The organism is Micromonospora krabiensis (assembly GCF_900091425.1).
GTDB lineage: Bacteria > Actinomycetota > Actinomycetes > Mycobacteriales > Micromonosporaceae > Micromonospora > Micromonospora krabiensis.
Genome location: NZ_LT598496.1, coordinates 5992912 through 6007550, shown reverse-complemented (window position 1 = coordinate 6007550; position 14639 = coordinate 5992912). Strand labels below are relative to the sequence as shown.

Genomic DNA, 14639 nt, shown 5'->3' with positions numbered 1-14639 from the left:
TTCAGCGATTGAATTATTTGCCTGACCTGTGGCACTGTCAAGGGGTGTCACCTGCCACCGCTCCCGCCTCGGCCGTCCGCCAAGGCAGCCTGCGCGAGCTGAACCTCGCTGTGGTGCTCGGCCGCATCGCCGCCGCCGAGCGCGCGCCCTCGCGGGCCGACCTGGCCGCCGAGACCGGCCTCACCCGAGCCACCGTCTCCGCGGTCGTCGAGGACCTCATCAGCGGCCGACTGGTCACCGAGGCCGACCCCGCGCCGCGCGCCGGCGCCGGCCGACCCGCCCGGGGGCTGGTGCTGGCCGGCGACGGCCCCGCCGGCCTCGGCCTGGAGATCAACGTCGACTACCTGGCCGTCTGCGTGGTGGACCTGGCCGGGCAGGTACGGCACCACACCGTGCACCGGGCCGACCTGCGGCCCGTCGCCCCCGCCGACGCGCTCGCCCGGCTGGTCGAGCTGACCGGGCGGGCCCGGGCCGACGCGGCGGAGCAGGGCCTCACCCTGGCCGGCGCGGCGCTCGCCGTGCCCGGGCTGGTGGACGACGCCGGGCTCGTCCGGCTCGCGCCGAACCTCGGCTGGCGCGACGTGCCGGTGCCGGCGCTGCTCGCCGCGCATCCGCCGCTCACCGAGCCGGTCGAGGGCGTACCGCCGCTGGTGGTCGACAACGAGGCCAATCTGGCCGCGCTCGGCGAGCTGCACGCGGACCCGGGCGGGCCGACGAGCTTCCTGCACATCTCCGGCGAGGTCGGCATCGGCGCCGGGATCGTGCTCGACGGCGCCCTCTTCCGCGGCGTCCGGGGCTGGAGCGGCGAGATCGGGCACATGCCGGTCCGCCCCGAGGGTCGCCCGTGCCGGTGCGGCGGCCGGGGGTGCCTGGAGCAGTACGCCGGCCAGGAGGCGATCCTGGCCGCCGCCGGCCTGATCGGGGCGGACCTGCCCGCGGACACCGCCGCGGCACGGCTGGCCGAGCTGGCCGAGGCCGGCACCGCCGAGGCGCTCCGCGCGCTGCAGGACGCCGGCACCGCGCTCGGGGTGGCCGTCGCCGGCGTGGTGAACCTGCTCGACCTCGACACCGTGGTCCTCGGCGGCGGCTACGCCCCGCTCACGCCCTGGCTGGGGCCGCCGGTGCTCACCGAGATCTCCCGTCGGGTGCTGACCGCCGCCTGGTCGCCGGTCACGGTGCGGTCGGCGACGCTCGGCGCCGACGCCGCCGCGGTGGGCGCGGCCGGCTCGGTGGTCCGCCGGATCATCGCCCGACCGGCCGGCTGGCTGGCCCGCACGGCCTGAGCCCCACCCACCGCGCCCCTGCGCCGGTGGTGGCACCCGTCGGTACGCTTGCCGGCAGGCAACGATGCCGGGCGGAGGTGCGGGAGCGGCGATGCGGACAGGGCGACGGACCGGGGTCACCGGCGACCGGCGGCGATGACCGCGACTCGTCGGGACGGCACGGCCGACCCGGTCGACGACGCGGCGCCTCACCCACCGGCCCGGCGATCCGCACCGGCCGACCCGGGGCTGACCCGTGAACTTCTGGACGGCCTGGCCGAGGCCGTCGTCACGACCGACGGCGCCGGCCTGGTCACCCTCGTCAACGCGATGGCCGGCGAACTGCTCCCGGAGCTGCGGCCCGGCGCCGAGCTGGCCCGGAGTCCGGTGGCGGCCCTGGCCCGGGCGGTGCGGGCCGGCGCGGGTGACTTCGACGGCGAGCACCGCGGGCGGCGGCTCCGCGGCGCTCGCCGCGACCTGACCGGCGGCGGGCACGCCTGGTACGTCCGCGACGTCACCGAGGAGTGCGTCCGCGACGACGCCCTGCTGGCCGAGCGGTCCCGCACGTCCTTCCTGGCCCGGGCCGGCAGCCGGCTGGCGCTCTCGCTGGACCGGGACCGGACGCTGCGCGCCACCGTCACGCTCGCCGTGCCCTACCTGGCCGACGCCGCGATCGTGGTCCACCGTCCCGCCCCACCGGCCACGCCGGTCCCGCGCTGGCACCGGTACACCGACGGCGACCCGGATCCGGTCGACGGCGTCGCCTCGGCCGAGCTGGCCGCCGCCCTCCCGGGGCTCGCCGACGCGCTGGCCGGTGGGCCGCCGTCGGGGCCCGAGCGGTGGAGCCCCGCCGACCTGGCCGCCCTGGCCCCGCTGCTGCCCACCGGCTTCGCGCCCGGCGCGGTGCTGGTCAGCCCGATGCCCGGTGCCGCCGGCCCGCGCGCCACCCTGCTGCTCGTCCGCCGGGCGGGGCGGGCGGCCTTCGACGGCCGCGACGTCGAGCTGGGTCACGAGTTCGCCGCCCGGGCGGGCGCGGCGCTGGCGACCGCCGAGCTCTACGGTGAGCAGACGCACCTCGCGCGGGTGCTCCAGCACAGCCTGCTCCCGCCGGAGCTGCCGACCCTCCCGGGGCTCGCGGTCGCCGGCGGCTACCGGGCCACCGGCGACAGCCTGCGGATCGGGGGCGACTTCTACGACGTCCTGCCCACCGGTCGGGGCGCGACGTTCGCCATCGGCGACGTGAGCGGTCGGGGCGTCGGCGCCGCCGTGCTCACCGGCCGCGTACGCCAGTCGTTGCGGACCCTGCGCCTGGTGGAACAGCGCCCACGGGAGCTGCTGCGGCTGCTCAACCAGGCCCTGCTCGACGCGCCCGACGCCGCCCGGCGCAGCCAGTTCACCAGCCTGCTGCTCGGCACGGCGGAGCCGCTGCCGGGGGGCGGTCTGCGCGTCCGGATCGCCGGCGGTGGGCACCCGGCCCCGCTGGTGCTCCGGGCCGACGGCGTCGTCAGGCCGGTCCCCGTCGGCGGGATGCCGGTGGGGGCGCTGCCCGACGCGCGGTTCGTCGAGACGGAGGTACGGCTCGCTCCCGGCGAAGTGCTGCTGGCCCACACCGACGGGGTGACCAGGGCGTACGGTGACGGACCGGACGGGGGGCCGCTCGGCGAGGCACGCCTGTCGGCCGCGCTCGCCGGCTCGGCCGGGCTGACCGCCGCCGCGCTCGTCGACCGGCTGCTGCGGCTGGTGGACGAGTGGCTGGCCGGGCGGGGCGACGACGACGTGGCGATGCTCGCCCTCGCCCCCGCGGAAGGCGACTGATCAGGCCGTACGGGCCACCGGCGGCTCGCCCGCCGGCCAGTCCAGGCGGGTCGGGATCTGGCTGCCGTCGATCACGTCCGGCCGGACGGGCACCGGCTCCACCGGCGCGGACCGGGCCTCCTGCCGCCGCGCGGTCTCGTCGAACTCGCGCATCCCGAGCAGCAGCGCCTCCCGCCCCTGCGGCGTCATGCCGGCGAGGATGCGGGCGAGCTGTTCCCGCCGGTCCTCGCGCAGCTCCACCAGGAGGCGACGCGCCTCCTGCGTGAGGTGCAGCGAGATCTCCCGGCGGTCGAGCCGGCCCGGCTCCCGTTCGAGCATCCCGGCGGCCACCAGTCGGTCGCAGAGCCTGCTGGCCGAACTGAGCAGCATGTCGAGGCGGCTCGCCAGCCGACGGAGGTTGATCCCGTCGTGCTGGTCGACCACCATGATGGCGCGCAGCTGGGCGCCGGAGACGCGGCTGGTGGTCCGCTCCCGCGCCGCCTCCCACACGGTCAGCAGGGCACCCGCCGCCGTGTCGAGGGCGGCGGCGATACTCGTCTCAGGGTCCGGTGGACCGTGCAGTTCGGCCATGGTGGCCCGAGAGTACTCCGAAGATGTCCTGGTTGAGCTTGCGATCAAGGAGCGGGCATGAGCGAACCGGTCAACCGGGCACGACAGACCCTGAACGGGGCGCCCGCCGACCTGTTGGTCGAGCGGATCGCCGACGTCCTGGCCCGGTCGTACGGGATCGACGACACCGAGCTGCTCCAGGTCGACTACCGGCTCGCCGAGCTGCTGCCGCTGCACGGCGATGAGCCGGTCACCGGGCCCGGCCACCCGGCCTGGCGCTGCTTCGACCACCAGGAGCCGGTGCTCAGCGGGGTGACCGGGTACCTGCCCGTCACCATGCGCGGCGAGCGGCGGGGCGTCCTGCGGGTGGCCCCGGTCCCGGACGACCACGCCGTCCTCGAGGATCTCGCCCAGATCGCCACCGCGCTGGCCCACGAGCTGGCCGCCGTCTCCGCCGGCACCGACGTCTACCGGTCGGCCCGGCGCAGCCGCCGGCTGACCCTCGCCGCCGAGATGCAGTGGGAGCTGCTGCCCGGCCGCAGCCGGACCCGGCCGGCGTTCCGCCTGGCCGGGCAGCTGGAGCCGGCGTACGCGGTGCGGGGCGACAGCTTCGACTGGTCCGACGACGGGAACCGGCTCTGGCTGGCGACCATCAACGGGATGGGTGAGGGGGTCGCCGCGTCGATGCTGACCGCGCTGGCCACCAGCGCCCTGCGCAACGCCCGCCGGGCCGGCCTGTCCCTTGCCGACCAGGCGTCCCTCGCCGACCAGGCGATCTACGACCTGCACCGGGGCAGCCAGCACGTCGCCGCCCTGCTCATGGAGCTGGACCTGGCCAGCGGGATGATGACGGTGGTGGACGCCGGCTCGCCCCGGCTGCTGCGGCTGCGCGAGGGGGAGGTCACCGAGCAGCCGTTGGAGGACCAGTTCCCACTGGGCATGTTCGAGGCGACCGACTACCGCCCGCAACGGTTCCCACTGCGGCGGGGCGACCGGCTCTTCGTGGTCAGCGACGGGGTCGTCGACGCGACCGCACAGGACGTCCCGTACGGCGTCTCGGCGCTGGAACGGTTCCTGCGCCGGACCGGGCCGATGGACCCCCTGGACGCGGTCCGGTCCGTCCTCGGTGACCTGCGCGCCTACGTGGCCGGCGACCTCATCGACGACGCCGTGGTCGTCTGCCTGGACTGGACCGGCCCGCAGCCCTGACGCGGCTCAGTACGCTCCGCGGCTGTTGACGACCGCGCCGAACGTCTTCCACAGGATGGTCAGGTCGGCGGCGAGCGACCAGTTCTCCACGTAGTAGAGGTCGAGCCGGATGCCGTCCTCCCAGCTCAGGTCGGAGCGGCCGCTGACCTGCCACAGCCCGGTCATGCCCGGCTTGACGAGCAGTCGCCGGGCCACGTCCCCGTCGTAGCGGGCCACCTCGGACGGCAGCGGCGGACGGGGGCCGACCAGGCTCATCTGCCCGAGCAGCACGTTGACCAGCTGGGGCAACTCGTCGAGCGACCACTTGCGCAGCACCCGTCCGACCCGGGTGATCCGCGGGTCGTCGCGCATCTTGAACATCAGGCCGTCGGTCTCGTTGCGGCTGACCAGCTCGGCCAGGAGTTCGTCCGCGTTGACCACCATCGTGCGGAACTTCCACACGCCGAACTCCAGCCCGCCCCGGCCGACGCGGGTCTGCCGGAAGAAGACCGGCCCCCGGCTGTCCAGGCGGATGGCCAGCGCGAGGAACGCCAGGACGGGCAGCAGCGCGGTCAGCGCGACCGTCGCGGTGGCCCGGTCGACGAAGCCCTTGACCAGCTTGCGGGCACCGCGGAACTCGGGCGCCTCGACGTGGATCAGCGGCAGGCCGGCGACCGGCCGGGTGTGGATGCGGGGGCCGGCGACGTCGGTGAGCGCCGGCGCCACCACCAGGTCGATGCCGGTGCCCTCCAGCTGCCAGCCGAGCCGACGCAGCCGGGTGGCGGTCAGCTCGCCGGACGCGGTGACGGCGATGGTGTCCGCCCCGACCGCCTCGGCGGCCTCGGGAATGCCGCGCAGCGAGCCGACCACCGGCACGTCACCGAGCCGCTGCGCGACCGGTGCCAGCAGCGCGTCGGGGATGCAGGCTCCGACCACGTGGTAGCCGGCGTACGGCTCCCGGCGCAGGGTGAGCACGAGTTCCAGCACGTGCGCGGCCTCGCCGACGACCAGGACCCGGCGGGACCAGCCGATGCCCCGGGAGCGGGCCCGGTGCAGCCGCTTGCGGGCGGCGAACCGGGTCGCCTCCAGACCGATCGTGCCGATCGCGAAGGAGATCGCGAGGAAGCCCCGGGAGACGTTCACGTCGGCGACGTAGCCGAGGATGGCGATGCCGCCGGCCAGCCGCAGGCTCGCCGTGCCGACCCGGCGGTACTCGTCGGCGCCGTAGCCGATCACCCGGTCGTCGTAGCAGCCGAGCGCCTTGAGCGAGACCAGCCAGGCGACCAGCAGCGCGGGGGCGACCAGCACGTACGAGATCTCCGAGCCGCTCGCCCGGCCGTCGCCGAAGCGGGCCAGGTAACCGGCCAGCAGCGCGACGGTCAGCACGGCGGTGTCGAGCACCACCAGCACCCGGATGTAGGCCCGCTCGTCGGCGCGGGCCGGCGATCCGGCCGGGCCGGACTCCGGGCCAGGCGTCGTCCTGACTGGGCTCAACAGCGTCGCCGAGGTCACCGGCCCCTCCCACTTCGTCCCGGGACGGCCCCGGCCCACGCTCGGTCGGGGGTGCGGACCGACGACGCCGGAACACGTCGACATCCTGCCCCGCCAACTATGGCTACCGATTACTTCCGACGTATTGCCGTCACTTTTACGGAGCGCCGCGCGTACGAGAATGGGCCCGGCGTACGGCTTCAGCCGTACGACGGGCCCATCCTGACTAGCCAGTCAGTCAGCGTGGGGCCGGCGGCCGCAACGCGATGGCCTTGAGGAAGATGTTGCCGATCTCGGTCGGGTTCTTGGTGACGAAGCTGCCGCCGCCGGTGACCTTGACGATCGAGTCGAGCTCGGCCTTGCTGACGCCCTCACCGATACCGATGATGATGACCTGCACCGGCCGCTCCGGGTCGGCGAGGCGCTTCAGCTGAGACAGCAGCTGCTGCTGCGAGATGCCGTTGTCGTCCTCGTTCTTGCCGTCGGTGAACAGCACGATCGAGTTGACCCGGCCGGGCTGCCAGTCCTCCTGCACCGTCTTGTAGGCGGCCAGCATCGTGTCGTAGAGGCCGGTGTTGCCGTCCGACGGCCGGATGCCGCTCAGCGCGCCCTCCAGCTTGCCGCGCTGGCCCGAGAGCGGGCCGATCGGCACGAGTTCCTTGTAGTCGCGGCTCCCCACCAGGTTCGTGGAGAAGGTCCACAGGCCGATCTGCCACGAGTCGTCGAAGAGACCGAGACCGCGCCGGGCCGCCTCGACCGTGACCTCCTCGCGGCTGCGGTTGTTGGCCGTCGGCACCTCGTCCTTCATCGAGCCGGAGACGTCGATGACGGCGAGCATCCGGCCGGTCTGGGTGGCGATGGACCAACTGGACACCACCCGGTCGATCGCCACCGGGTCGAGCCCGCCGGCCGCCGTGCCACCGTCCGCCGCCGCCGTGGGCGGGCCACCCGCCGGGCTCGGCGCGCCCTGCGGCGCCTTGAACCCCGCACCCCAGTTGCCGTCCGGCGCGCGCAGCGACACGGCGGCGAGCCGGTCCCGGAACCCGGCGGTGGTGAGCACCTCGAACAGCACCCGCGCCGCGGACGCCTTGGCCGGCTCGATGCCGGGCAGCACCGCGTACGGGTAGTCGAGCGGCGCGGGCGCCGGCTCCAGGTAGAGCGCGGCCAGCTCCACCGGCGGCTTCTTGCTGTTGTACGCGATCACGTCCTCTTCGGACAGTGCCGCGGCGCCGAGGCCACTGGCGATGGCCGTGGGGTCGTTGGCGGTCGGGAAGCGGGCCAGCAGGTCGTTGCGCAGCGCGGACCGCCCGGTGGCGAGCGCGCGCAGCGCCCCGACCGTGTTCCCCTGGGCGTCACCGCCGACCGAACTGGCCGCGGCCGTCAGCGACATCAGGCCGGAGAGCCCGGCCGCGTCCCGCGTCGGCTCGACGATCCCGGTGCGCAGCGGCTTGCTGCTGTTCACCTGCTTGAGCAGGTCGGCCCAGCCGAGCTTCGTCTCCGGCCAGCCGATCCGATCGGCCACCGGGACCGGCATCGCCACGACCACCGGGCTGCGGGCGACCGACGCGCCGTTGGTCGGCGCGAACGCGGTCGCCTCCTTCTTCAACCGCAGCAGCCAGGTGGAGGAGTCCGGGATCCAGACGTCCGGGGTGACCGCGGTGCCGCTCGCCTGGCCCACGCCGGCCAGGATCGCGCCGTGCTTGGCGGCGACCACCGCGGCGACGTCCACCGGGTCGGAGGCCGAGACGTTCACCGCGATGCAGGTGCCGCCGACGGCCGCGCCGTCCTCGACCCACTTCGAGGCGGCGGCGTCCACGGCCGGCGCGAGTTCGGAGGCCACCGCCACGGAAAGCTCGATCTCACCGGAGCAGGACGGTTTCACCAACTCCCGATAACCGAACCAGGAACCCGCCGCGACGACGACGAGCGCCGTCGCCGAAGCGGCGGCGGCGACTCCACGAATTTTTGAACGCATGCGATGGCGGCCCGATGACACGGAGACCATCTTGCGTACCCGACCGGACGACTGCCACAACCGTTCGGACGAAAGTTACCGAGGAGATACAGTTGATCGCTATTTGGCAACGCTGTGTCATCACACAGCCTCGTCGCGTGGCCGAAACCATCGATCGACGTCGCCGACGAACGGCTCAGGCGAGGACGCAGGTGGGGCTCGGCACCACCACCGGCTCGCCGACCGGCCGCGGCACACCCGTCCCCGGGTCGACCCGGAAGACGCGGATCATGTCGGCCCGCTCGTCCGCGACGTACAGATGCTCGCCGATCAACGCGAAGTGCCGCGGCCACTCACCATCGGTGTCCACCTCGGCGACCAGCTCCGGCTGATCCCCGCCCAGGTCGAAGACCGCGACCGTGCCGATCCCCCGGTTGGCGACGTAGAGGAACCGACCGTCCGCGCCCACCGCGACCTCGGACGGCTGTACGTGGCCGGACCGCCCGCTCGCGTTCACCCGGCTGCGCTGGTGCAGGGACCCGTCGGCGGTCAGCTCGTAGCCGATGACCGTGCCGTCCAGCTCACCGACCAGGTAACCCCGGCGACCGTCGGGGTGCCGGGCCAGGTGCCGGGGGCCCGTACCGGCCGGCGTCCGGACCCGCGGCGCCCGCGGCACCAGCCGGCCCGAGGCCGCGTCCAGGTCGTAGCGGTAGACCGAGTCGGTGCCGAGGTCGACGGCGAGCAGCGGCCCCCGGCCCGGGGACGGGTTGACCATGTGGGCGTGCGCCCGCTCCTGCCGGTCCGGGTCCGGGCCGTGCCCCTCGTGGACCACCAGGTCGCTGCGCTCCCCCGGCGCACCCTCCCCGTCGAGCGGGAAGACCGCCACGCTCCCTCCGCCGTAGTTGGCGGCCACGAGGTGTCCGCCGTCCGGAACCACGGCCAGGTGACACGGCTCGGCGCCACCGGTGGGCCGGCTGCCCAGCGGCTCCAGGTCACCGTCAGCGCCGACCCGCCACGCGCCCACGCCGCCGGCCGGAAGCTCGTTGACCGCGTACAGGACGGGCCGGGTCGGGTGCCGGGCCAGGAAGGACGGCGACGCGGTGACCGCGACGGTGCCCAGCAGCGTGAGTGCTCCGGACTCCGGGTCCCGCCGGGCCGCCATGATTCCCGTCCCGCGCCCGCCGCTGTGCGCCGTGTAGCACCCGATGTGGACGACCTCGCCCCGACCGCTCACCCGTACCGCCCCTCCGCGACTCCTCCGTCAGATCCAACCAGAGGTTTCCCGCGTCGCGCCGCGGTTAGCCCTCCCGGTGCGCGGTGATTTCGGCGACGGCGCGGGCGGTCCCGGGTGCGGGGTCAGGCGGCCGGCACCGGCTCCCCACGCTGGCGCGCCACGTGCTCCACGAGCGAGATCAGCACGAGCTTGCCGGACTGCCGGTCCCGGGCGTCGCACAGCACCAGCGGCACGTCCGGGTCGAGGTCCAGAGCCCGCCGTACGGTCTCCAGGTCGAACCGGCGGGAGCCGTCGAAGCAGTTCACGCCGACCACGAACGGGATGCCCCGCTGCTCGAAGTAGTCGATGGAGGGGAAACAGTCCGCCAGCCGGCGGGTGTCCGCGAGGACCACCGCGCCCAGCGCACCGAAGGCCAGCTCGTCCCAGAGGAACCAGAACCGGTCCTGCCCCGGCGTCCCGAAGAGGTAGAGCTGGAGGTCCTCGTTGATGGTGATCCGGCCGAAGTCCATCGCCACCGTGGTGGTCGACTTCGTCTCCACCCCCGAGAGGTCGTCGGTGGCGACCCCGGCGCCGCTGAGGATCTCCTCCGTCTGCAACGGTCGGACCTCGCTCAACGCGCTCACCAGCGTCGTCTTGCCGGCGCCGAAGCCGCCGGCGACGAGGATCTTCAGGGCCAGCGGGATCCCGCGGCCGGCGCCTCCGGTGCCCGCCCGGTCAAAGCGCACGGAGTCCACTGACCACCGCCTTGAGGATGTCGTCGTGCGGAAGGTGGGCGGCCGGCGGCTCGTGCACCGCGACCAGACCCCGGGCCAGCAGGTCACCGAGCAGCACCCGCACCACGCCGACCGCGAGGTCCAGCTCCGCGGCCAACTCGGCGACGGGCACCGGTCGGTGGGCCAGCTCGACCAGGCGCCGGTGCTCCGGCGGGAGGTGCGGGTCGGCCCCGGCCGCCCCCGCCGGCCCCGCCAGGACGAACGCCACCAGGTCGAACCCGTCCACCGCCGAGCGCACCCGGCCACCGGTCAGCGTGTAGGGACGTACGACCGGGCCGGCGTCCCCGTCCAACCACTCGTGCTGGGGTCCGGGAGGCTCACTCCGCATCGACGCCACCGGATGTCGGTCGGGCCGGGGCGCTCAGATTCTCACCCACCCGGATGACGAGCATCGCCATCTCGTACGCGACCAGACCGATGTCCGCGTCCGCGTCGCTCACCACGGCGAGGCAGGCGCCCTGCCCGGCGGCCGTCACGAAGAGGTACGCCGACTCCATCTCCACCACGGTCTGCCGCACCGGCCCACCGTCGACGTGCCGGCTCGCGCCGCGCGCCAGGCTGGCGAAGCCGGAGGCCAGAGCGCAGAGGTGCTCGGCGTCGGCCCGGTCCAGATCGCTGGTGGCGCCCAGCAACAGGCCGTCCGCCGACAGCACCACCGCCTGGCGGGCGGCTGGTACACGCTCCACCAACTCGTCGAGCAGCCAGTCGAGATCGGCGCTCTGCTTCGTCGATTGCCGCACTAGGCATCCCTCTCGGTCTCGGTCGATGGTTCGGTGGCCGCCGGGGCATCGGGCGGCCGGATGGAATCGTCACCGGCGGGCGCAACCCCGCCCTCGGCGTCGGCGCCGCCGGTCCCACCGCCGCTGCTCGGGACCGCGCCGTTCGCGTCCGGGCCGTTGGCCGGGACCGCACCGTTGGCCCGCGCGGCGGGGGGCGGGGTGGGGCCTGCCTCCTCGGCGGCCTGGCGGCCCCGGGCGGTGCCGGACTGCAGGGCGGACATGATCCGGCGTACCTCCTCGGGGGCCCGGGGCGTCGGCTGGTCGGCGATCGTCGGCCGGGCGGCCCCCGTGCCCGGGGTCCGTCGCCGGACCCGCCGGGGCAGGCCGTCGATCTCGCCGGCGACCTCCGAGCCGGCCGGGACGTCCGCGCCGGCGGCGTCCGGACGCCCCCGCCCGGCGCCGGTGCCGTTCGGCTCGACCGTGCCGTTCGCGACCGCGGACCCACCGACGGCCGGGTGGCCCGTCGCGCCCCGGCCGGCGGCAGCGGCCCGTGGCCGTGGCACCGTGCTCCGTCGCGCACCCCGGGCCAGCCGCCGGTCCGGCCGGGCCGGCCCGCGACCGGCCGGCAGGTCCAGGCCCAGCGGCGCCGGCTCGTCGGTGATCAGATCGCCGGGTACGAGCACCACGGCGATCACGCCGGTCGGCTCGGACCGGCGCAGACTCACCTTCACCCCGTGCCGGGCCGCCAGCCGGGCGACCACGAACAGGCCGAGCCGCGCGCTCTCCGCCGGGTCGAACTCCGGCGATCGGGTCAGCCTGCGGTTGGCGGCCTCGATCGCCGCCTCCGACATGCCCAGACCCTGGTCGGTGATCTCCAGGGCGTAACCGTTGGCGACCCGCTGCCCGGTGATGACGACCCGGGTGGCGGGCGGCGAGAACGCGGTGGCGTTCTCGATCAGCTCGGCGAGCAGGTGGATCACGTCGCCGACCGCTCGGCCCAGCACCCCCGCCGGCTGCACGGTCGTGATGTCGACCCGGTCGTACGCCTCGACCTCGGAGATCGCCCCACGGGCCAGGTCGACCATCGCGACCGGGTTGCGCCAACCCCGGCCGGGAGCCGCGCCCGCGAGGATGACCAGGTCCTCCGCGTGCCGGCGGAGCCGGGTGGCGAGGTGGTCCACCTGGAACAGCTCCGCCAGCTCGTCCGGGTCCTCGGTGCCGCGCTCCATCCGGTCGAGCAGGGCGAGTTGGCGGTGCACGAGGCCCTGGCTGCGCCGGGCGATGTTGAGGAACACCTCGTTGAGCCCACGCCGCAGGGTGACCTCGTCCACAGCCGACTGGATCGCCGTCCGCTGCACCTCCGTGAAGGCGCGGCCCACCTGGCCGATCTCGTCGTTGCCGTACTCCAGTGGCGGCGCCTCACGCGCCACGTCGACGTGCTCGCCCCGGCGCAGCCGCGTCACCACGTCGGGCAGCCGCTGCTCGGCCAGGTCCTGCGCCGCCGTGCGTACGCCGCTGAGCCGGCGGGCCAGCGAGCGGCCGACCTGCACCGCCACCAGCACCGACGCCACGACGGCGATCAACCCGAGCAGGCCGGCGGCGGCCAGTCGCACGAGGACGCGGACGGCCGTGGGCACCGACCGGTCGGCCAGTCCGTCGGCCGCCGCGAGCTCGAACTCGCGAAGCTCCTGCTGGGCCGCGTCGTAGCTGGCCTGCCAGGCGGCCGGGTCGACCGGCGGCGACGCCGAGCGGTCGGCGGCGAGCAGGGTGTCCTGCATGGTGCGCAGCCGGGCGAACGCCTGACCCTCGGTGAGCCGCTGGTACGCCGTCCGGTCGGCGGCGGGCAGATCGGCCACCGCGTCCTCGGCGAGCAGCCGCTGGTTGCCGATGATCTGGACGAGTCGGGTGTGCTCGCCCTCGCCGAACCGTCCGGCGGTGAGCGCGCCGGCCAACAGGGTGTCGGCCTGGCCGAGCAGCTCCCGCGAGCGGCCCAGAGCGGTCAGGGCGAGGGCCTCCCGGTTGAGGTCGGGCTCCGGCAGCGCCGCCATCCCCGTGAAGGCCTGGAACGCCGACGAGATCACTCCACTGTAGAGGCCGAAGGCACCGGCCCGGTCCATCTTGCGCTGGTCGATGAACTCCCGCCCGGCCGGCAGCGCGTCCAGGCCCTCCACCAACCGGTCGATCCGCGACTCCAGCGCGGCGTCGGCGGCGTCCCGCAGCTCCTCGCCGTCGACCCGGCTGCGCAGCTCCTGGACGGCCCGGTCGGTCCGTTGCCGTTGCTCGGCCAAGGCGGGCAGCGCCGTGGTGCCGGCGAGCTGCACCACGGTCAGCCGGCGTTCGCGCTGGAGCTCGGCGACGACGGCCTCACCGGGCCGGCCGAGGTCGTAGAGGTAGGTGCGGGCGGCGAGCAGATCGAGGGCCGGCCCGAAGGTGAGCGTCGTGGCGAAGATCCACAGCGCGAGCAGAGCCGTTACCGGCACGATCACCAGTGCGGTCAGCTTCGAGCGGATCGGCCAGTCGCGCGTTCTCATCAGACCTCGCCCGGACGTGTGGCAGGAGCGGCGCCGGCGACGGCCGGGCGAGCGCTCCCACCGGGGGCAGCGTCCCGACACCTGGCGCCGGGCACCGGCACGGGCGCCTTGGGCAGGATACGTAATCCCGGGCGGATGCACTACCGCCCGTTGCGACTACCGCGACTCTCCGGTGTGGACCCCGTCACCAGCCGTGGGCCCGCCGGCGGTGACCGACGAGCCGCCCGGAGCTGGTCGATCGAACGTTGACGAGGACGCCGTGCCGCACCGCCCGGAGCGCCGCCGGGACCCGCCCGGGCGTCGACTCCGCGCTCGCCGGCGGACCACCCCGCCGACCACCCTTCTCTGGAGTTGATCCAGTTTTCCGGGCCGTGGCGGTGACGCACCCACGCGCCTCCGGCGACCCGGTCGGGACGGATCGCGCAGGAAAGTGCCCCGGATGGGGATTGGCGATCAGTGAGCCGAGGGAATACCGGTGGCGAAGGAGGAGCCATGTCGCCCACGCAGATAGTCGTCATCGTCATCGTGGTCCTGGTCGTCGCGGCGCTGGCCGTCGCCGGGTGGACGCTGGCCCGCCGCCGGTCGCTGCGGAGCCGGTTCGGGCCCGAGTACGACCGTACGGTCGCCGAGCAGGACAGCCGCACCGCCGCCGAGCGGGAGCTACGGGAGCGCGAGCGCCGCCACGCCGAGCTCACGCTCACCCCGCTCGACCGCGAGTCCCGGGCGCGCTACGCCGCGGCCTGGGAGGAACTCCAGGTCCGTTTCGTGGACTCACCGGCGGAGACCGTGGGCGACGCGGACGAACTGGTCACGCGCCTCATCGCGGAACGGGGCTACCCCACCGGGGACTTCTCCGACCAGCTTGCCCACCTCTCCGTCGAGCACGCCCGCACGCTGAGCCACTACCGGGACGCCCACGAGATCCACCTGCGCAACAGCCGGGGTGAGGCCGGCACGGAGGATCTGCGGCAGGCCGTCGTGCACTACCGCGCGCTCTTCGCCGACCTGCTCGGCGCCGACCCGGTGAGGCACCGCCCGCCGGAGCAGCGCCAACCGGACCCGACCGAGGAGTCGGACCGCCCGGACACGCCCCACGACGTCACGAGCCGCTGAGGAGGCCACC

Annotated in this window: 12 protein-coding genes; 4 read left to right on the top strand and 8 right to left on the bottom strand. The window is 74.7% G+C overall.

The features are described from left to right. The first annotated feature begins 44 nt into the window (after positions 1–44). On the top strand, positions 45–1283 hold the full coding sequence (locus GA0070620_RS27580) for an ROK family protein (RefSeq protein ID WP_172836511.1): 1239 nt from the start codon (positions 45–47) through the stop codon (positions 1281–1283). A gap of 135 nt (positions 1284–1418) precedes the next feature. Next, complete coding sequence (locus GA0070620_RS27575) at positions 1419–3077, top strand: PP2C family protein-serine/threonine phosphatase (protein ID WP_091595637.1); 1659 nt, start codon at positions 1419–1421, stop codon at positions 3075–3077. Here GA0070620_RS27575 and GA0070620_RS27570 read toward each other — a convergent pair whose 3' ends face one another. Further along, positions 3078–3647, bottom strand: a complete 570-nt coding sequence (locus GA0070620_RS27570) for a MarR family winged helix-turn-helix transcriptional regulator (protein ID WP_231921991.1) — start codon at positions 3645–3647, stop codon at positions 3078–3080. Between the two features lie 57 nt (positions 3648–3704). Between GA0070620_RS27570 and GA0070620_RS27565 the strand changes: the two genes are divergently transcribed. Beyond that, positions 3705–4835 (top strand): PP2C family protein-serine/threonine phosphatase, encoded by a 1131-nt coding sequence (locus GA0070620_RS27565; RefSeq protein WP_091595635.1) that lies wholly within the window; start codon positions 3705–3707, stop codon positions 4833–4835. A gap of 6 nt (positions 4836–4841) precedes the next feature. Here GA0070620_RS27565 and GA0070620_RS27560 read toward each other — a convergent pair whose 3' ends face one another. From GA0070620_RS27560 to GA0070620_RS27530, 7 genes are all read right to left on the bottom strand, one after another. After that, the gene (locus tag GA0070620_RS27560; RefSeq protein WP_091595633.1) at positions 4842–6326 is read right to left on the bottom strand and encodes a sugar transferase; all 1485 of its coding nucleotides are present in this window, start codon (positions 6324–6326) and stop codon (positions 4842–4844) included. 217 nt (positions 6327–6543) lie between these two features. Beyond that, positions 6544–8301 carry a substrate-binding domain-containing protein gene (locus GA0070620_RS27555; RefSeq protein WP_091599456.1) on the bottom strand — a complete coding sequence of 586 codons (1758 nt, stop codon included), beginning with the start codon at positions 8299–8301 and terminating at the stop codon, positions 6544–6546. 154 nt (positions 8302–8455) lie between these two features. Next, complete coding sequence (locus tag GA0070620_RS27550) at positions 8456–9493, bottom strand: lactonase family protein (protein ID WP_091595631.1); 1038 nt, start codon at positions 9491–9493, stop codon at positions 8456–8458. A gap of 122 nt (positions 9494–9615) precedes the next feature. Next, entirely contained in the window at positions 9616–10227 is a 612-nt protein-coding gene (locus GA0070620_RS27545) for a GTP-binding protein (protein WP_091595629.1), read from the bottom strand. Next, positions 10208–10594, bottom strand: a complete 387-nt coding sequence (locus tag GA0070620_RS27540; protein WP_091599453.1) for a DUF742 domain-containing protein — start codon at positions 10592–10594, stop codon at positions 10208–10210. Before GA0070620_RS27540 ends, GA0070620_RS27545 begins: the two co-directional genes overlap by 20 nt. Next, positions 10584–11006, bottom strand: a complete 423-nt coding sequence (locus GA0070620_RS27535; RefSeq protein WP_091595627.1) for a roadblock/LC7 domain-containing protein — start codon at positions 11004–11006, stop codon at positions 10584–10586. Before GA0070620_RS27535 ends, GA0070620_RS27540 begins: the two co-directional genes overlap by 11 nt. Continuing rightward, entirely contained in the window at positions 11006–13516 is a 2511-nt protein-coding gene (locus GA0070620_RS27530) for a sensor histidine kinase (protein ID WP_091595625.1), read from the bottom strand. The genes GA0070620_RS27535 and GA0070620_RS27530 overlap by 1 nt, the downstream gene beginning before the upstream one ends. Before the next feature lie 492 nt (positions 13517–14008). Here GA0070620_RS27530 and GA0070620_RS27525 point away from each other — a divergent pair, with 492 nt between their 5' ends. After that, positions 14009–14629 carry a hypothetical protein gene (locus GA0070620_RS27525; RefSeq protein WP_091595623.1) on the top strand — a complete coding sequence of 207 codons (621 nt, stop codon included), beginning with the start codon at positions 14009–14011 and terminating at the stop codon, positions 14627–14629. The last annotated feature ends 10 nt before the right edge of the window (positions 14630–14639 follow it).